Annotated in this window: 17 protein-coding genes; 5 read left to right on the plus strand and 12 right to left on the minus strand. The window is 64.0% G+C overall.

Annotated elements, in window-relative coordinates:
* Window positions 1-2 precede the first annotated feature (2 nt).
* The 3 genes from JJE66_RS12125 to gloB all read right to left on the minus strand — a co-directional run bounded on the left by JJE66_RS12125 (window position 3) and on the right by gloB (window position 1,975).
* Complete coding sequence (locus tag JJE66_RS12125; RefSeq protein ID WP_200514495.1) at window positions 3-686, minus strand: flavin reductase family protein; 684 nt, start codon at window positions 684-686, stop codon at window positions 3-5.
* 75 nt (window positions 687-761) lie between these two features.
* Window positions 762-1,184 carry a cupin domain-containing protein gene (locus tag JJE66_RS12130; protein ID WP_200514496.1) on the minus strand — a complete coding sequence of 141 codons (423 nt, stop codon included), beginning with the start codon at window positions 1,182-1,184 and terminating at the stop codon, window positions 762-764.
* Window positions 1,185-1,207: 23 nt separating this feature from the next.
* A complete protein-coding gene (gloB, locus tag JJE66_RS12135; protein WP_200514497.1) occupies window positions 1,208-1,975 on the minus strand; it encodes a hydroxyacylglutathione hydrolase in 768 nt (255 codons plus the stop codon).
* Window positions 1,976-2,083: 108 nt separating this feature from the next.
* On the opposite strand from gloB, the gene JJE66_RS12140 reads away from it, so the two are divergent.
* Window positions 2,084-2,824, plus strand: coding sequence for a class I SAM-dependent methyltransferase (locus JJE66_RS12140; protein ID WP_200514498.1), 741 nt, complete (start codon window positions 2,084-2,086; stop codon window positions 2,822-2,824).
* 63 nt (window positions 2,825-2,887) lie between these two features.
* Here the strand turns inward: JJE66_RS12140 and JJE66_RS12145 are convergent, their stop codons facing one another.
* From JJE66_RS12145 to JJE66_RS12175, 6 genes are all read right to left on the minus strand, one after another.
* Window positions 2,888-3,670: a DUF4167 domain-containing protein gene (locus JJE66_RS12145; protein WP_200514499.1), complete on the minus strand. Its 783-nt coding sequence runs from the start codon at window positions 3,668-3,670 to the stop codon at window positions 2,888-2,890.
* A gap of 462 nt (window positions 3,671-4,132) precedes the next feature.
* On the minus strand, window positions 4,133-5,020 hold the full coding sequence (gene prmC, locus JJE66_RS12150) for a peptide chain release factor N(5)-glutamine methyltransferase (RefSeq protein ID WP_246756161.1): 888 nt from the start codon (window positions 5,018-5,020) through the stop codon (window positions 4,133-4,135).
* Window positions 5,021-5,218: 198 nt separating this feature from the next.
* Window positions 5,219-5,917, minus strand: a complete 699-nt coding sequence (locus JJE66_RS12160) for an ABC transporter ATP-binding protein (RefSeq protein ID WP_200514501.1) — start codon at window positions 5,915-5,917, stop codon at window positions 5,219-5,221.
* Complete coding sequence (locus JJE66_RS12165; protein ID WP_200514502.1) at window positions 5,914-7,758, minus strand: ABC transporter permease subunit; 1,845 nt, start codon at window positions 7,756-7,758, stop codon at window positions 5,914-5,916. The genes JJE66_RS12160 and JJE66_RS12165 overlap by 4 nt, the downstream gene beginning before the upstream one ends.
* Before the next feature lie 11 nt (window positions 7,759-7,769).
* A complete protein-coding gene (locus JJE66_RS12170; RefSeq protein ID WP_200514503.1) occupies window positions 7,770-8,645 on the minus strand; it encodes a branched-chain amino acid ABC transporter permease in 876 nt (291 codons plus the stop codon).
* Between the two features lie 110 nt (window positions 8,646-8,755).
* Window positions 8,756-10,090 carry a substrate-binding protein gene (locus tag JJE66_RS12175; RefSeq protein WP_200514504.1) on the minus strand — a complete coding sequence of 445 codons (1,335 nt, stop codon included), beginning with the start codon at window positions 10,088-10,090 and terminating at the stop codon, window positions 8,756-8,758.
* A 323-nt stretch (window positions 10,091-10,413) separates the two neighbouring features.
* Between JJE66_RS12175 and JJE66_RS12180 the strand changes: the two genes are divergently transcribed.
* Window positions 10,414-10,956: a hypothetical protein gene (locus JJE66_RS12180; protein ID WP_246756162.1), complete on the plus strand. Its 543-nt coding sequence runs from the start codon at window positions 10,414-10,416 to the stop codon at window positions 10,954-10,956.
* A 122-nt stretch (window positions 10,957-11,078) separates the two neighbouring features.
* Window positions 11,079-11,561 (plus strand): MarR family winged helix-turn-helix transcriptional regulator, encoded by a 483-nt coding sequence (locus tag JJE66_RS12185; RefSeq protein WP_200514506.1) that lies wholly within the window; start codon window positions 11,079-11,081, stop codon window positions 11,559-11,561.
* Between the two features lie 21 nt (window positions 11,562-11,582).
* Here the strand turns inward: JJE66_RS12185 and prfA are convergent, their stop codons facing one another.
* From prfA to JJE66_RS12200, 3 genes are all read right to left on the minus strand, one after another.
* Window positions 11,583-12,668: a peptide chain release factor 1 gene (prfA, locus tag JJE66_RS12190; protein WP_200514507.1), complete on the minus strand. Its 1,086-nt coding sequence runs from the start codon at window positions 12,666-12,668 to the stop codon at window positions 11,583-11,585.
* Window positions 12,669-12,725: 57 nt separating this feature from the next.
* The gene (gene ptsP, locus JJE66_RS12195; protein ID WP_200514508.1) at window positions 12,726-14,993 is read right to left on the minus strand and encodes a phosphoenolpyruvate--protein phosphotransferase; all 2,268 of its coding nucleotides are present in this window, start codon (window positions 14,991-14,993) and stop codon (window positions 12,726-12,728) included.
* Window positions 14,994-15,349: 356 nt separating this feature from the next.
* A complete protein-coding gene (locus tag JJE66_RS12200) occupies window positions 15,350-16,606 on the minus strand; it encodes an aspartate kinase (RefSeq protein ID WP_200514509.1) in 1,257 nt (418 codons plus the stop codon).
* Between the two features lie 163 nt (window positions 16,607-16,769).
* On the opposite strand from JJE66_RS12200, the gene JJE66_RS12205 reads away from it, so the two are divergent.
* A complete protein-coding gene (locus tag JJE66_RS12205) occupies window positions 16,770-17,237 on the plus strand; it encodes a PH domain-containing protein (protein ID WP_200515336.1) in 468 nt (155 codons plus the stop codon).
* A gap of 14 nt (window positions 17,238-17,251) precedes the next feature.
* Window positions 17,252-18,025, plus strand: a complete 774-nt coding sequence (ubiG, locus tag JJE66_RS12210; RefSeq protein ID WP_200514510.1) for a bifunctional 2-polyprenyl-6-hydroxyphenol methylase/3-demethylubiquinol 3-O-methyltransferase UbiG — start codon at window positions 17,252-17,254, stop codon at window positions 18,023-18,025.
* Window positions 18,026-18,102: the final 77 nt, after the last annotated feature.

An 18,102-nucleotide genomic window follows, 5' to 3' on the forward strand; every position in this document is an offset into this window, starting at 1 on the left:
CGCTACAGGGCCGGCTGCCAGCCCGATGGCCGATACATCGCCTCCGGAATCTGTCCGAGCTCGGAGCGTCGCAAGCGCTGTGGCGTCAGGCCGTAGAATTCCTGGAAGCTGAGGATCAGCGGGCGCCATTTGTCGGGATCGATGCGGTTGCTCGCGCCTTCCATCATGATGTCGGGATGCGCATGCACGCGGGTGATGCGGATCTCAATCGCGGCGAGACGGCCGCGCCAGACTGCGTCGTCCTGCGCCATCCCATGCACATGGGCGACCTTGGCTTCCATCTGCACCGGGCATTCGGCAACCCGCGGTGCGCGAACCGTTTCGCCCGGTAGCGCCGTCAAGCCGCTGAGCCCGAACTTGTCCTTCTCATGCCGGTAGCCGCGATAGAGTTTTCCGGGCGGCACTGGATCCGAGCCCGTGGTGCGGGCGAGGCGGTCGACGGCGGTGACGAGTTCGGTAGACGGCAGATTGAGCACGCATTCGCCGGTGCGAATCATGTTCTCGGTGGTTTTGGAATTGCTTGCGAGCCCGAGCATGCAGCGCCAGCCCACCCACCATGCCGACGACATCGGTGCGAGATTGGAGGAGCCGTCGTCGTTGGTCGATCCGATCAGGACGACCGGCGTTCCGAAATAGAGCATGGCCGGGTCGATCTGGACGGCGGCGGGACCGAGTGTTCCGTGCATCGTGTGCTCCTGCTGATTGGAAGCGCAGTCGTAATGGGAGAAGTGAATCGAACCCACCCGATTCCAGATCGGAAATTAAGGCTCCCAGCCCATCGGCGCGAGCTCGAATTTTGCGAACTCGAACGCGGGCGCCACGGTGCAGCCGACCAGCGTCCATTCGCCGGTGGTCTCCGCCATCTGCCATGCGTCCGCCGGCACGATCGCCTGCGGGCGCTCGCCGCCCACGAGGTCCGTGCCGAGCCGTACCTCGTGCTGGGAGCAGCCGTGATGCGCTATGCGTAGCGTCAAAGGGCTGCCGGCGTAATAGTGCCAGGTCTCGACCGCATCGATGCGATGCCAGTGCGAGCGCTCGCCACGCGCGAGCAGGAAATAGATGAGGGTTGAGCGCGACCGGCCGTTGGCGTCGGTGGTCTGGTCGCGAAAGGTCTCACGATAATGCCCGCCCTCGGGGTGTGGGCGGAGTTCAAGGCGCGCGATGATCTCGGCTGCGGTCGGCATCGATCCCCGTCAGGACTCGTTCTTCAGGATTTGTTTTTGCGCTCGCGCAGCTCGCCGAACACCGCGGCGGCATCCGCGCCCTTCATGTGTAGCCTGGCTGCGACCGAGGGTTCATCAGCGCGCAGGAACACGTTTGCTCGCTTCTCATCACCAAGCAGTGAGGGAATGGTCGGCTTGTTCTCCGCCCGCAGTTTCGCCACCTCCGCCGCGCGCGCCTGGAGCGCCGCATTGTCGGGCTCGACGGTGAGCGCGAACTTGACGTTGGAGGCGGTGTATTCGTGTCCGCAATAGAGCTTGAAATCGTCGGGGAGCGCCCGCAGCTTCAGCAGCGAGTCCCACATCATCGGATAGGTGCCCTCGAACACCCGACCGCAGCCGATCGAGAACAGTGTGTCGGCGGCAAACAGCGTCTTCTCGGTGTCGAACACGTAGGAGATATGGTCGAGCGTGTGGCCGGGCGTTTCCAGCACGCGCGCGAGCAGCGTTCCGACCTTGATCACGTCGGCATTGGCCACGCGCAAATCGACGTCGGCGATTTTCGTCGTCTTGTCATGCGGCGCGACGACGCGGCAATTGTATTTCTGCTTGAGTTCGGCGACGCCCCCGACATGATCGCCGTGATGATGGGTGATCAGGATGTCGGTGAGCTGCCAGCCCTCCCGCTCGAGCGCAGCCAGGATCGGACCGGCCTCCGGCGCGTCGATCGACGCGGTTGCCTTGGTTTCCACATCGTGGATCAGATAACCGAAATTGTCGTTTAAACAGCTGAAAGTACGAATTTCGGCAGCCATGACATCTCCATCGCGCTCAGCCCCGCCAGACAAATATGGCGTTAACGTTGCGCAGGCAATGCAATATTCAGCGCGCGGCCGCCGCCTTGTGCATGTTACATTGCCGCCATGACCATCGACGTCGTCGATCTTCGCGAGTTTTATTCCCGTCGCCTCGGGCTCGTGGCGCGGCAAATGATCAATCGGGGCATCAGGGAGCGCTGGGCGAACGCCGAGGGCCAGCGCGTGCTTGGCATCGGCTATCCCACGCCCTATCTCGGGCTGTTCCGCGAAGATGCGGAGCGCTGCATCGCCTTCATGCCGGCGGCTCAGGGCGTGCTGAAATGGCCCACGGGCCGGCCGGCGCTCGCCGCGTTGGTCGATGAATTTTCGCTGCCGCTTCCCGACGCCGCAGTCGACCGCATCCTGCTGGTCCATGCGCTCGAAATGTCGGACGATCCGGCCGCACTGCTGCGCGAAGTCTGGCGGGTGCTGTCGCCATCCGGCCGGGTCATCGCAGTGATCCCGAATCGACGCGGGGTATGGACGCGCAGCGACAACACGCCGTTCGGCCACGGCCGTCCGTATTCACGCTCGCAGATCACGGACCTGTTGCGCCAGACCTGGTTCACGCCGACCGCCTGGGGCGAGGCCCTGTTCATGCCGCCTTATGCCGGCCGCTGGGTGCTGAAATCGGCGCAGATGTGGGAGCGGGCAGGTGCGGCGCTGTCGCTGCCTTTCGCCGGCGTCCACATCGTCGAAGCGACCAAGCAGGTCTATCGCGCAATTCCCGCCAAGCGCGAACGGGCGCGGCTGATTCCCTCGTTGAAGCCGGTGCTGGTGCCGTCCTCGACGGTGACGCGGAGCTAAAAACAGATCGTCCCGGGGAAGCCGGGACGATGCAGTCCATGAAGATCGGAAGATTGGTGCGGCTTACTCCCCAGGGGCAAGATCGTCGCTGGTCGCGGCTGGAGCTGCCTCGCGCTCAGGCCGCGGGCCGCTATGCGGCCGGCGGCGCCGCCGCGGAAAACGCTCCCCAGCGCCACCATTGCCGCCTTCGAAGCCGCCCGGAGCGCCGTTCGTCTGCGGCTGCGCGCCGGTGATGAAGGATGGCAGACGATCCACGTTGCCGGCATCGGCGACGACGGGTTGCGGCTGGTTCAGCGGCTGCGGCTGTGGCTGCGGCTGATATTGCGGCTGCGGACGGTGCTCGCGCTCGCGATGCTCACGCGGCTGTTGCTGCTGATCGCGGTGATAGGACTGCTGGTTGTCGCGCTGCTGATAGTCACGCTGGCCATCGCGCACGAAGGGCTGCTGCGGCGGCTGCGGAACGAAACCCGGCTCCTGGCCGAAATTCGAGAAATTCTCGCCGTCGTCCTCGCCGTCGTCACCGCTGCTGTTGCTGATGGGTTCGTCGCCCCGCGGTTGCTGGTTCTGGCGGAACTGCTCCTGGGCCGTCGCGATCAGGCGGAAATAGTGTTCGGCGTGCTGGTAGTAGTTTTCGGCGGCGACCGGGTCGCCGGAGGAGCGCGCGTCACGCGCTAGCTGAAGATATTTTTCGGCGATGTGGGAGGCGGTGCCGCGGATCTTGATGTCGGGGCCGTTCGATTCGTAGACCCGGGTCATCGGGTTCTGGCCGCGCCGGTTGTTGTTGTTATTGTTGTTGTTGTTGTTGTTGCGGTTGCGCATCCGCTGCTTGTTCTGACCGTTTCTCATGTCCTGCCTTTAATTCCAGCCCTAAAGGTTGCACGCATTACTGATTTGCAGAGAGTGACCTGATGACAGCGGTTCACAGTCCCTCGCGCGCACCGCGCAACAGCGGATTGAACCCTGCCGATGTTCGTCGACCGTCGCGTTCAACAAGGACGCGTCCCCACCCGCCAGCATTCATTGCCAGCGAATCCATTCATATCGCCTGCCGAAACAAGCCCAGCTTTCTTGCGTAAGTCTTCAAGCGCAATATCAGGCTTTCGTTCACGTTGCGGTCGAAAAGCAGCGCAGCTTCAATGGCCATCGCGCTTATGAGGACCTGCGGCTTGGAACCTTAAATCAGTGAAGCTCTCGCCTGAGAGCCCGGCTTTCGCCCGTAAGTCTACGGGGCCGACACCGATGTGCTGACAGGAAGGTAGTCGTTCCCAAGGGATATTCCAAGAGGTTTTTTGCAGCCCAATCCGGCTTTTATGGGGGCATTTTTCGGGCCGAAACCGCCCGCGGAATTCCTCCCAGGTCGGCTTTGGGCGGCCTGTCCAGCGACAGGCCGGCGGCCGTCATCAGGGTCTCGATATTCCGCGCCTGGCCCTGTCCCGCCTCGACGACCAGCGCCCCGCCGGGGGCGAGCAGGCCGGCCGCCTGAGGGATCAAAGCGCGGTAGGCGTCGTAACCGTCATTGCCGCCGTCGAGCGCCAGGTGCGGATCATGCACGCGGACTTCGATGTCCAATTTTGGAATTTCAGCCGAGGGGATATAGGGAGGATTCGACACGATGAGATCGAACAGGCCCGAGAGCGCCGCCGCATAGGAGCAGGCGACAAAGGCCGCGCGGTCGGCGAGACCGAGTGCCGCGGCATTGCCTTTTGCCGTGCCGAGCGCGCTGAGGCTGAGATCGGTGCCGACGCCATATGCATCGGGAATTTCATGCAGCAACGCGAGCAGGATCGCGCCCGACCCGGTGCCGATGTCGGCGATGCGCGGACGCCGTCCCGCGATCGTGTGCTCGCGGAAAATCTCCAGCGTCAGTTCGACCACCGTCTCGGTGTCCGGCCGCGGCACCAGCGTCGCCTCGGACAATCGAAACGGCAAGCCCCAGAATTCCCCCACGCCGAGAATGCGGGCCACCGGCTCATGCGCAAGCCGGCGCTGGGCATATCCTTCGAGCCGCACAGCCTCTTCAGGGGCGAGGTATCGCGCCGCCTGCGTGATCATGCCCGTCAGATCGAGCCCCAGTGCGGCGCCGACGAGCAGGCGCGCATCGAGGGCAGGCTGCTCGACGCCGGCCGACTGCAGCCGCGCCGCAAGGGCGCGTCGCGCGCTCTCGATATTGTGTCCGGAATCTGAATTTGTCGCCAATAGAACTATCCTGCCCGGTATCGTGGATAGATCGGCGGCATCGCTTGCGTCAATGAAAAGGAGCGCGTTTGATCGCTCCGCGAGGGAGGGCATTCATGACGGCCTATGACGGTCAGAACGTCTTCGCAAAGATCCTGCGCTGCGAGATCCCCTGCTTGGAAGTATTCAGGGACGATCGCGGTTGATCTTGCTGTTTGACTAGACGCCGAGATAGCGCTGCAGCAGTTCCGGCTGGGCCTTGAGCTCCTGCGCAGGCCCCTCGTGAACGATGTGGCCGTTGTTGATGATGTAGATCCGCGTCGCCAGCGCCAGCGTTGCTGCCAAATTCTGCTCGACAAGCACGATGGTCTGGCCGGCGGCCGCGAGATCGCGGCAGGCCTTGACGAGGTCGTGGACGATGACGGGCGCAAGCCCCTCGAACGGCTCGTCCAGCAGGACGATCTTGGGATCGCGCACCAGCGCGCGCGCGATCGCGAGCATCTGCTGCTCGCCGCCGGAGAGCTCGGTGCCGCGGTTGTTGCGCCGCTCCTTCAGCCGTGGAAACATCTCGTAGATGCGATCGAGCGGCCAGCGCTTCGGCGCGGTAATCCCGGCGAGGAGGATGTTTTCCTCCACCGACAGGCTGCCGAAGATCCGCCGCTCCTCGTGCACGAGCTGCATTCCGGCTTGTGCGATCTTGTGGCTCCTGCGTCCGGCGATATCAATGCCGTCGAACTTCACGCTGCCGCTGCGCGGCGTCACCACGCCCATCAGGCTCTTCAGAGTCGTGCTTTTGCCAGCGCCGTTGCGGCCGAGCAGCGCGACCACTTCGTGCTGCTCGACATGCATGGCGACGTCGAACAGGATGTGGGAGTCCCCGTAATAGCTGTTCAGGCCGCTGACCTCGATCAGGCTCATGCCGCGATCTCTCCGTGAACACCGCCGAGATAGGCTTCCTGCACCGCGGCGTTGGTCTTGATTTCCTCGGGCGTGCCGGAGACCAGCACGCGCCCCTCCTGCAGCACGGTGACGCGCTCAACCAGCTCGAACAGTGAATCCATGTCGTGGTCGATGATGATCATGGTGCGGCCACGCGCGATCGATTTGAGCAGCCTGACGGTCTCGACCCGCTCGCGCGGGCTCATGCCGGCGAGCGGCTCATCCAGCAGCAGCAGACGCGGCGAGGTGGCGAGCGCCAGCCCGATTTCCAGCCTGCGCTTTTCGCCATAAGCGAGCTCGGACACGGGCGTGTCGGCGCGGCGGGTCAGGTTCACCAAAGCGAGCGTGTGCTCCACCTGCTCCGACAGGCCCTTGACGCCGGCGAGCGTGCGGAACAGGTCGAGCCGGAACTTGCCGCGCAGCTCGGCGAGCGCGGCGATGGTCAGGTTCTGCCGCACCGTCAGCCCGGTGAAGAGCTGGTTGACCTGGTAGCTCTTGGTCAGCCCGAGCTGGCAAACCTCGGTCACCTTCAGGCCCGTGATGTCGCATCCCTCGAACACGATCTGGCCCGAGGTCGGCGCGATCTCGCAGGTCAGCATCTTGAAGAAGGTCGATTTGCCGGCGCCGTTGGGGCCGATGATGCCGCGCAGTTCGCCCTGATTGACGCTGAAATCGATGTCGCTGTTGGCGACGAGGCCGCCATAGCGTTTGGTGAGACCCGTCGCTTTCAGGATCGGTCCGGAATAGGCGGGGTGCTCGACTGCTTTCGCCTGCATCGGTGCAGGTGGGGCCTCTTGCGCGGCTTCGATCCGAGCCTCTTGTTCCGTCTCCTCGTCCTTCCGCGTTCGTTTGCCGAATACGAGGCCGTAGAGGTCCACGAGACCGCCGACGATACCACCGCGCAGGAAGCAGACGAGCAGCACGAACACGACGCCCAGCACCAACTTCCAGGCTGCGCCGAGGCCCAGCGCGGACTGCAGGAAATCCTGCAGGAATAGCCAGACGGTTGCGCCGACCAGCGGCCCGAACAAGGTGCCCCGGCCGCCAATGGCGGTCTGCATCACGAGCTGGCCGGAGGTATCGAAGGTGAAGGCGTCGGGCGGCATGAAAGCCTGGAGCACGCCGAGCAAGCCGCCGGCGAAGCCGGCGTAAGCGGCGGCGATCACGAAAGCGGTCATCTTGTAGCCGTGGATGTTGTGGCCGACCGCGGTGGCGCGCAGCGGATTATCCCGGATTGCGCTCAGAATCGCGCCCACCGGCGAGCGCACGATCCTGAGCGCGATGAGGACGCCGATGAAATAGCACAGTGCGATGAACTGATAGAGCGACCAGCCATCGGTGAAGTGAAGGGCGGTGAAGCCGAGATTGAAGCTAGGCGTCGGCACGCCCGGCAGGCCGTTCTCGCCGCCGGTAAAGTCGGAGAGCGGATTGAACTCGACGAAGAAGAACACTTCTGCGATCGCCACCGTGATCATCGCGAAGTAGATGCCGGTGCGGCGGAGCGCGATCAGGCCGATCAGATAGCCGGTCGCAGCCGCCGCGATCATGCCGATGACCAGCGCGCCCAGCACGTTGCTGAAGCCGGCACGGGTCAGGAGGTAGGCGGCGACGAAGCCGCCAGTGCCGTAGAAGGCGGACTGGCCGAACGACAGCAGACCGGTGAAGCCGAACAGGATGTCGAAGCCGAGGCCGAACAGGCCCCAGACCAGGATCCGATTCACCGTGTTCGGCGCAAAGCCGAGATGAGGCAGCACGAAGGGAGCCACGATCAGGCCGATGGCCGTCAATGTTTCGATCAGGAACGGGCGTTGCTTGAGCATCAGCGGATCACTTATTCGCGGCCCTGCACGCCGAGCAGGCCATGCGGTCGTACCACGAGCACGAGCGCCATCGCCGCAAACAGCATCACATAGGCGTAGCCGGGGTTGAACATGGAGGTGACGCTGATGATCTCGCCGGCGATCAGGCCGCCAAGGATCGCGCCGGGGAACGAGCCGACGCCGCCGATCACCACCACCACGAAGGTCTGGACCAGGATGTCGTCACCGATGCCCGGTGTCAGCGACACCACCGGAGCGTTGACGATGCCGGCAAAGCCGGCGGCCATCGCGCCGATGCCGAACACCACCATGAAGACGCGATAGACGTTAATTCCGAGCGAATCCACCATCACCGAATCCTCGATGCCGGCCCGCACGATCATGCCGAGCCGGGTCCGGTAGAGGACGATGAACAGCGCGCCGAGCGCGATCGCGACGATGCCGACCACGGCGAGGCGGTAGGTCGGATAGAACATGAAGCCGAGATTCGTGATGCCCTGGAGCATCGCCGGCGGCGGCACCAGCTGCGACTGGCTGGAGAAGATCAGGCGGATGATCTCGACAAAGCAGATCCCGAGCCCGAAGGTGACGAGCAACTGGTCCTCGTGCGGTCGATGATAGAAATGGCGAATGATGGTTCGTTCCATTACAACGCCCAGCAGCATCACGAACAAAGAGCCGGCGAGGACGGCGAGGATGAACGAGTCGGTGTACTGGAAGGCGACGAAGCCGGCATAGCCACCGATCATGAACATCGCGCCGTGAGCGAGGTTCAGCACGCCGAGGGTGCCGTAGATGATCGTCAGTCCGGAACTGATCAGGGCGAGAAGCGCCCCAAGTGCCAGGCCGTTGAACAGCTGCGAAACGAAATTGGGCCAACTAATCATAAGCGGGCGGTCACAGTCATGATTGGCAAGGACTTTCACGCGTTCAAAAAAAGCCGACGCCGCAGGAATGAGATGGTTCCTGCGGCGCCGGCGGCATTGTTGCCTCGTCTCTAGCTGTAATCGCCGAGATGGCAGCCGAACGCACCTGGCGGCTGCATCAAACCTTCGCCGGGGACGATCTCGATGACTTCCCAATAGTCATCCTTGCCCTTCATTTCCTTTTCCATCTTGCCCCTGACGATCACGACCGGGCGGACGCATTGATGATCTTCAGCTCGGTAGTGCACGTCGCCGACGAACGAGGGCAGGGTTTCGCCCTTCTCGTAAGTCTTGATCACATCAGGCGGATAGAAGCTGCCGGCTTCCTCGCACATGCGCGCCCAGTGTGCGAAGCTGATATAGGCGTTCTCGGCGCCCCACTCGGGCTTGTAGCCATACTTCTTCTCGAAAGTCTCGTTGAACATCTTGGCCAGCGGAAACTTGTCCTCGAGCGTCCACCAATAATCGGTCGCCGCAAAGACGCCCTGCATCAGGCCGTTGGTCTCGCGGGCGATGAACGGCACCTGGTATGGCACGACCAGTTTCATTTTGTCGAGAATGCCGAACTGTTTGGCCTGCTGGGTCGAAAGCACCGCGTCATGTCCCCAGTTCACATTGATGAGGACGTCGGCGCCGGAGTTCGCGACATTGAGGAGATAGGACGAATAGTCGGGAGCGCCGAGCGGAGCTACCTGGTCAGTCGTGGTGGTCCAGCCGGCGGTCGCCAGATGATCCTGCATCGACTTGGTTACCGTGTGACCATAGGTGTAGTCCGGCGTCAGATAGGCCGCCTTTTTGTTCTTGCCAAACTGCTTGACCAGGACGGGGCCGATTGCCGCCGCCGCGGTCTGGCCGTAGAAATTCTGACGGAAGCCGTACCGGACGCAGTCCTTGCCGGTGGTGTCGTTCGACCCGGAAATGCCGCACACGAACAGCACATGTTCGCGCTGCGCCAGCTTGTTGAGCGCAACTGCAACGGCGCTCGACGTGCCGCCGGTGATCATGATTGCCTTGTTCTCGCTGATGAAGCGCTGTTGCGCCTGTACGGCTTCGTTGGGCTTGGCCGCGGAATCCGCGACGCCGAACTTCAGCTCCTTGCCGAGCACGCCCTTGCTGGTCTTGGGCGAGATTTTCTTGATCAGATCGTGGCCTTCATTGATGTGCTCGATCGCGAGCTGGTAGCCCTTGAGCTCGTCCTCGCCCTGCACGGCATAGGTGCCGGTGCGTGGCACCGAGATTCCGATGAAGGCCGTGGAACCCGAGACGCCGGCGGGATAGGTGCCGATCGCCGGCTTGTCTTCGGCAAAGGCCGGCATCGCGGGCAGCATCGAGCCGCCGATGAGGCCTGCGGTGGTCTGGAGCAGGCCGCGGCGCGAGAGGCCGCGGCGGATGAGATCGTCAGTCATGGTCGTTTCCTCCGAACATCGTTCTTGTTTGCAGGCAGAACATGGCCTGTCCGGCGGCGGCCGGCCTCGAAGGCCTGCCCGCGCCGGGCACGTCACATCCGCGTGTAGCTCTTGGATGTAACCATTGCTTGTGAAGGCCTTCTGTCAATTTCGTCTTTGGTCGAACGACGAAAATTATCTCGTGAAAACATATCGGATCACGATATATATTAGTCTTTGTGAGTATGAGGCTTGCGGGTTCGGCGAGAGACATGGCGCGGCAGAGAACAGCGGTGGGTGCCCGGAAGCGACAATCATGGCCGCAGCAGGCGGAGCGGCCCGAGATGGCGTGGCCCGCGGAGGGCGACGACCCGCGCGCGATGCCGCAGTCGAGCGAGGCCTGCCGGACGCCCGAGTCACGCAATCGGCCGACCGGCGAGCGGGGACCGGCTATCGGCTCCGCCCAAGCTAAGCGCGCGCCGGTGCCGATGAAGAAGCTCAGCGTGCGTGCCCAGAATGTTCTGAAGGAGCTCGCGGTCGAGTTCACCGGCGAGCAGCCGCCGAAGGGAAATTGGTCGCCCTCGCGCGAGCTGTTGCGCGCGCTGACGGCCGAGCGCCTCGCGACCGCGCGCAATTGCGGTCCGCGTACAATGCGGGAGATCGTCGACTGGGCGCATGGCTGCGGCGTCACCATCAAGCCGGTGATCCCGTCCGGCGGCTCGCTCTCGCAGATGTGGGCGGAGCTGATTGCCAACGCGTCGGCCGGCGCCTTGACCGGTGCGGAGATCGCCGGAGCGCTCCAGCGCTCGATCCGGCGGAAAAGCGTCCGCATCCCGATCGCGTTTCAGGTCATCCTGGTGAAAATCCTGCTGTCCAGCTTCGAATAGGACGTTCGCAGGGCTGATATTTGTGCATCCGCGGCGGCCATTAGTTGGTCCTGCAGCCGCGGCTTGCTACTTTTGGCTAGGCCGCCCGTGTTGCCGGGCGGCAAGGTCGGAGGCGGCACGACATGGTTCAGGCAAAGAAGGCGCAACGGCCCGCGACGGCGGTGCCTGCACGGTCTTCGGGCAGCCGCACGATGAGCGATTCCGACTATGCTGGGCTGGCCCAGTTCCGCCACCAGATCCGAAGCTTTCTGGCGTTCAGCGAGGCAGCGGCAGCACAGCAGGGACTGACGCCGACGCAGCATCAGGCGCTGCTCGGGATCAAGGGCTTTGTCCGCCCCGGACCTGCGACGGCCGGCGACGTTGCGCGGTTTCTACTGATCCGGCATCACTCGGCTGTCGAGCTGATCGACCGCCTCGCGAAGCTCGGGCTGGTCAGTCGCGCTGCCGACCCGGAAGATGCCAGGCGCGTTCATCTCAAGCTGACCAAAAAAGGTGAGCGGAAGCTCCAGGCGCTCTCGCGGAAGAACCTTGAGGAGCTGCGTCGAGCTGCGAGCCCGGCGCTGAGCCGGCTCTTGAAGTCATTCCGCGCCTCCAGCAAGCCCTAGGATCGTGTCCAGCGGGGCCCGCTACGCCGCCGCGCCCTGCGCGGCGAGCTGTGCGGCCTGGTGCTCGGTGGTCAGCGCGTCGGTCAACTCGCCGAGCGCTTCGCCGGCGATCACCTGCGGCAGCTTGTAGAGCGTCAGGTTGATGCGGTGGTCGGTGACGCGTCCTTGCGGGAAATTATAGGTGCGGATCCGTTCGCTGCGGTCGCCGGAGCCGACCTTCTCCTTGCGCTCGGCCGAGCGCGCGGCGTCGACGCGCTGCTGCTCGGCGTCGTAGATGCGCGAGCGCAGGATGTTCATGGCGGACGCGCGGTTCTTGTGCTGAGAGCGGCTGTCCTGCATCATCACCACGATGCCGGTCGGGATGTGGGTGATGCGGATCGCCGACTCGGTCTTGTTGACGTGCTGGCCGCCGGCGCCCTGCGCGCGCATGGTCTCGATGCGCAAATCGTCGTTCTTGATCTCGACGTCGACCTCCTCGACCTCGGGCATCACCGCGACGGTAGCGGCGGAGGTGTGGATGCGCCCCTGCGTTTCCGTGTCGGGGACGCGCTGCACCCGGTGCACGCCGGATTCGAACTTCAGCTTGGAGAATGCGCCGCGGCCTTGCACCTCCGCGATGATTTCCTTGTAGCCGCCGACGGTACCTTCGCTCGCCGAGATCACCTCGACCTTCCAGCCCTGCAAGGCGGCAAAACGCTCGTACATCCGGAACAGATCGCCGGCGAACAGCGAGGCCTCGTCGCCGCCGGTGCCGGCGCGAATTTCCAGCACCACGTTGCGATCGTCCATGGCGTCCTTGGGCATGAGCGCAACGCGGATCTTCTGGACGAGATCCTCAATTTTTAGATTGAGCTCGCCGCGCTCGGCTTCCGCCATGCTGCGCATCTCGGCATCCGTCGCGGGATCGGCGATCAGCGCCTCGGTGTCGGCGAGCTCCTTCACCGCGGAACGATAAGACTTCACCGCCTCGATCAGTGGGCTGATCTCGGCGAGCTCGCGCGTGACTTGCACGTAGCGCTCGGAAGAGAGCTGTCCGAGCGATTCGGCTTCAAGGGATGCGTGATGTGCGAGCAGGACGTCCAGTTTGGCTTCGGGGAGTGACGACATCGGTATGGTCTCAAAGTGCGGAAGGGAGCGAAGCAGCGGGAAGCGGTGACAGGCCCGCTACAATGCCAGGCCTTCGGCCTCGGCAAATTCCGTCAGCTTCTGCCGGATCGAGACGCTGCCGCTCGGCGCATCCAGCAATGGGCCGAGCATGGCTTCGGCCTTCTTGGCATCGAGGTCGATCACCATCGCCTTGACCGGGCCGAGCGCGGTCGCCGACAGCGACAGCGAGCGGTAGCCCATCGCGATCAGCGCGAGCGCGCCGATCGGCTTCGAGGCCATCTCGCCGCAGAGCGACAGCGATTTCTTCGCGGCCTGCGACTTGCGCGCGATGTCGCGCAGGGCCCGCAGGATCGGCGTCGACATGGTGTCGAAGCGCTCGGAAACCTTGGCGTTGCCGCGGTCGACTGCGAACAGGAACTGGAACAGATCGTTGGAACCGACCGAGATGAAGTCGACCTTCTTCAGGAGCTCGTCGAGCTGGTAGAGCAGCGCCGGCACCTCGACCATGGTACCGATGTCGATGCGCTCCGGCAGCGTGTGGCCGTGCTGGCGCAGATAAGTCAGTTCGCGCTCGACCAGCGCCTTCGCGGCATCGAACTCGGCGACCTCCGAGATCATCGGGAACATGATGCGTAGTGCGCGCCCGCCACCGGCGCGCAGCAGCGCGCGGATCTGGCCGCGCAACAGGCCGGGACGGTCGAGCCCGAGCCGGATCGCACGCCAGCCGAGCGCGGGATTTTCCTCGATCACCGTCTCCATATAGGGCAGCGCCTTGTCGCCGCCGATGTCGAGGGTGCGGAAGGTGACGGGCTTGGGGCCAGCTGCGTCCAGCACGGCGCGGTAGAGCGCGAGCTGGTCGCTGGTGCGCGGCAGACTCTGGCCGACCATGAATTGCAGCTCGGTGCGGAACAGGCCGATGCCGGCGCTGCCGGTGTCGTCGATATGCGGCAGGTCAATCGCGAGGCCGGCATTGATCAGGAGCTCGACCTTCTCGCCGTCCTTGGTGACGCAGGGCCGGTCGCGCAGCGCCACATACTGCGCCTGGCGGCGGGCGCGGAAGCGCACGCGCTCGGCATAGGCTGCTTCGATCTCCTGCGAGGGGCGCACATAGATAGCGCCCGACGTGCCGTCGACGATGATGGCGTCGCCGGGATCGGCGATGCCCGGCGCGTTCGGCACTTCGCCGACCGCGGGAATGCCGAGTGCGCGCGCCACGATCGAGACGTGGGAATTGGCGGTGCCTTCCTCCAGCACGATGCCGCGCAGGCGTTTACGGTCGTAGTCGAGCAGCGCCGCCGGCCCCATCGCGCGGGCGATGACGATGGCGTTGTCGGGCATTTGCTCGCGCGAGGGCGCATGGTCCTGGCCGACCAGCTGCCGCATCAGGCGGTAGCCGAGATCCTCGAGATCGTGCAGTCGGTCGCGCAAATAAGGATCGGTCACGCGCAGCATCCGGGCGCGGGTGTCGGACTGGACGCGCTCGACGGCGGCTTCCGCCGTCAGGCCGGTGGCGACCGCCTCGTGCAGCTTGTGCGACCAGCCCTGGTCGTTGGCGAACATGCGGTAGGCTTCCAGCACGTCGCGGTGTTCGCCGCCCTCGGCGACGTCGCCGCGCTCGAGCATGCGGTCGAGGTCGGAGCGCAGCTTGGCGAGCGCGGTGTCGAGCCGCTTGATCTCCTTCGGCAAATCCTCGGCGATGTAGTCCTTGATGACGACGCGCGGCTCATGCAGCACGACATGGCCGAGCGCAATGCCCTCCGAGAGGATCGCGCCGGCCTTCTGGGTGGAATGGCGCGCGGCCGGCTCGGCGCCGGGCTGCGCGAGGGCCGACAATTCGCCCGACGCGATCAGCTCCGCCAGCACCATGGCGGTGGTTTGCAGCGCCTCGAGCTCCTCCTCGACATAAGTGCGCTTGGCGCGGTTCTGCACCACCAGCACGCCGAGCGTGTTGCCGGCGCGCAGGATCGGCACGCCGAGGAAGGAGTGATAGATCTCTTCGCCGGTCTCCGGGCGGAATGAGAAGGCCGGGTGGCTCTGCGCGTCGTTCAGATTGAGCGGCGTCGCCTCGCTGGCGACGAGGCCGACCAGGCCCTCATGGGCGCTCAGCACGGTATGGTGCACGGCCTCGCGGTTGAGGCCTTCGGTGGCGTAGAGCTCGAGGGTGTTGTCGATGCGCAGCACATAGACCGAGCACACCTCGGCCACCATGTTGGCGGCGATCAGCACCACAATCTTGTCCAGCCGCTCCTGGGCCGAGACCTGCTCCGCCATGGTTTCGCGGAGCCGTCTCAACAAGACGCGGGGACCTCCCGACGCGCTCCGCATGAACCGTCAATCTCCTCCGTCTGCCCGGCCCGGTGATATTGGCCGGCGGCTGGCCCAAAATTCCAGAAAAACAATCAAATTGTCTGTCCGGCGCAGGCGCAAGTGATTGCTTGCACCGAATCAGCGCCGCCGGAACTGGGACACAGTCTGCGGCAGCCCACCCTGTTCGCCGTATAGCGAATTGAGGCTTGTTTTGCCAAGCAAAACGCCTGCCAAACGCAAAGGTATGTACATCTTCGCGTTTGCTGCGACCGCTAAGAGAAAATTAGTCTAAGCATGGTCCGGAAAAGTGCGAAGCGGTTTTCCGGAAAGACTGTGCTTAAACAACAATCTGAAGCGCGACGACGGATGGGGTTTTAGGCCTGATCGAGGCCGTAGAGCGTGTGCAGCGTGCGCACCGCCAGCTCGGTATAGGCGGTGTCGATCAGGACCGAGAATTTGATCTCGGAGGTTGTAATGGCCCGGATGTTGATGTTCCGTCCTGCGAGGGCCGAAAACGCCTGGGCGGCGACGCCGGCATGGCTGCGCATGCCGCTGCCGATCACCGAGATCTTGGCGACGTCGGTGGCGGTGTCGAGCCTGATATAGCCGATCGTGGCCTTGGCGGCGGTGATCGTGTCCTTGGCGCGGGTGTAGTCGGCGGCCGGCACCGTGAAGGTGAGGTCGGTGGTCTTGCCGTCCTCCGAGACGTTCTGCACGATCATGTCGACGTTGATGTTGGCGTCCGCCAGCGGGCCGAAGATCGATGCCGCAACGCCCGGTTTGTCCTCGATCTGGCGCACCGAGATCTGGGCCTCGTCCTTCGAAAAGGCGATGCCGGTGACGACGTGGTTTTCCATGATCTCCTCCTCGCCGCAGATCAGCGTGCCGGGCGGCTGGTTGGCATGCGGGTCGATATCCTCGGGCTTGTCGAAGCTCGAGCGGACGAAGATCGGCATGTTGTGGACCATGCCGAGTTCCACCGAGCGGACCTGGAGCACCTTGGCGCCCTGGGAAGCCAGTTCCAGCATGTCTTCGAACGCGATCTTGTCCAGCCTCTTGGCCTTCGGCACGATTCGCGGGTCGGTGGTGTAGACGCCGTCGACGTCGGTGTAGATGTCGCAGCGGTCGGCCTTGACGGCGGCGGCGATCGCCACGGCCGAGGTGTCGGAGCCGCCGCGGCCGAGCGTGGTGATACGGTTCGTCTCGGGATTGATGCCCTGGAAGCCGGCGATGACCGCGACTTCCTTCCGCTCCTTGAAGCGGTTGATGATCTCGCTGCCGTCGATGTCCTCGATCCGGGCCGAGGCATGGGCGTCGCTGGTCTTGATCGGGATCTGCCAGCCCTGCCAGGAGCGGGCCTGGATGCCCATGCCCTGGAGCACGATGGCCAGCAGGCCCGAGGTGACCTGTTCGCCGGAGGCGACCACGGCGTCGTATTCGCGCGCGTCGTGCATCGGCGAGGCCTCGCTGCACCAGGCCACCAGCTCGTTGGTTTTGCCGGACATCGCGGAGACGACCACGGCCACCTCGTGGCCGGCGTCGACCTCACGCTTCACATGGCGTGCGACGTTGCGGATACGTTCGATGTTGGCGACGGATGTGCCGCCGAATTTCATCACGAGGCGGCTCATGACGACGCGTGCATTCCTTCATAAGGATCAGTATGGTGACCCGCGCTGGACGGACGCCTCGCGGATTCCGACCGCGCGTATACAGAGGGGCGGGGCCGGGGGCAAGCGGGTTCCTCAAGCGGATTCCTGGGGGCCCAATCCGGGCAATGGGTTGTCAGAGGTTATGGCGCGCTATATCGACGAAATTCTGCAACCGGGCGAGCGGGTGCTGTATTCGACCAATGCGCACTGGATCTTCTATTTTCCGGCGATCCTGGCCTGGATCGTGGCCTTGGCCCTGTTTGTCGCGTCCCGGCAAACGATCGTCGAGGGACTCGTCCTGCTCTGTCTCGTTGCATCCGGTCTCGTGGCTCTGGCGGCGATGTATTGGACTGTGAGGGCTTGGTTCCATCGGTGGACCACCGAGACCGACGTGACCAATTTGCGGGTCGTGCATAAGACCGGGTTTATCACCCGGAAGACCTTCGAAATGAGCCTAGACAAGGTGGAGAGCGTCGACGTCGATCAGTCGATTCCTGGACGTATTCTCAACTATGGTGATGTGACGATTCGCGGCGTCGGGAAGGGTTTTGAGAGAATCAAAACCATCGCCTCACCGCTCGCCTTCCGTAATTCGATCACCACGCGGTAGGACCTCGCGTAACCATGAGCATGCAGCAAAATATTTCCGCAACCGCCGCCGCCCAGCCGGGCTCGACCGTCGACGCCGCCGAGATCGCGAAGTTCTCAAAACTCTCGGCCGAGTGGTGGGACCCCAAAGGCAAGATGGCGCCGCTGCACCGGATCAATCCGTTGCGGCTCGGCTACATCCGCGATGCCGCCTGCCGCAAGTTCGAGCGCAATGTGCGCAGCCTCAACTGCCTCGGCGGTCTGCGTGTGCTCGACATCGGCTGCGGCGCCGGCCTGCTGTGCGAGCCGCTGTCGCGGCTGGGCGCACAGGTCATCGGCATGGATCCGTCGGCCAGCAATATTGCGGCGGCGAAGCTGCATGCCGACAAGAGCCATCTGTCGATCGACTATCGCTGCACCACGGTGGAGGAGATCGATCCGCGCGAGCGTTTTGATATCGTGCTGGCGATGGAGGTTGTTGAGCACGTCGTCGACGTCGGCGTTTTCCTGAAGCGCTGCGCCGCGATGCTCAAGCCGAACGGGCTGATGGTGGTGTCCACGCTCAACAGGAATTGGAAGAGCTTTGCGCTTGCCATCGTCGGCGCTGAATATGTGCTGCGTTGGCTGCCGCGCGGCACCCACGAATGGAACAAGTTCGTCACCCCCGACGAGCTGACGAAACACCTCCTGGACAACCGCCTCGTCATCACCGAGCAGACCGGCGTCGTCTACTCACCCTTCGCCGACAAATGGACGCTCTCCTCCGACATGGACGTGAATTACATGCTCGTGGCGGAAGGGATGGTGTGAGGGGCTGCTCGTAATTGCCCGGCTGTGCCCACAACTCCGCTGTCGTCCCGGCCCCCCGTGCGCAATTGCGCACTAGG

Source organism: Bradyrhizobium diazoefficiens, assembly GCF_016612535.1.
GTDB classification, from domain to species: domain Bacteria; phylum Pseudomonadota; class Alphaproteobacteria; order Rhizobiales; family Xanthobacteraceae; genus Bradyrhizobium; species Bradyrhizobium diazoefficiens_C.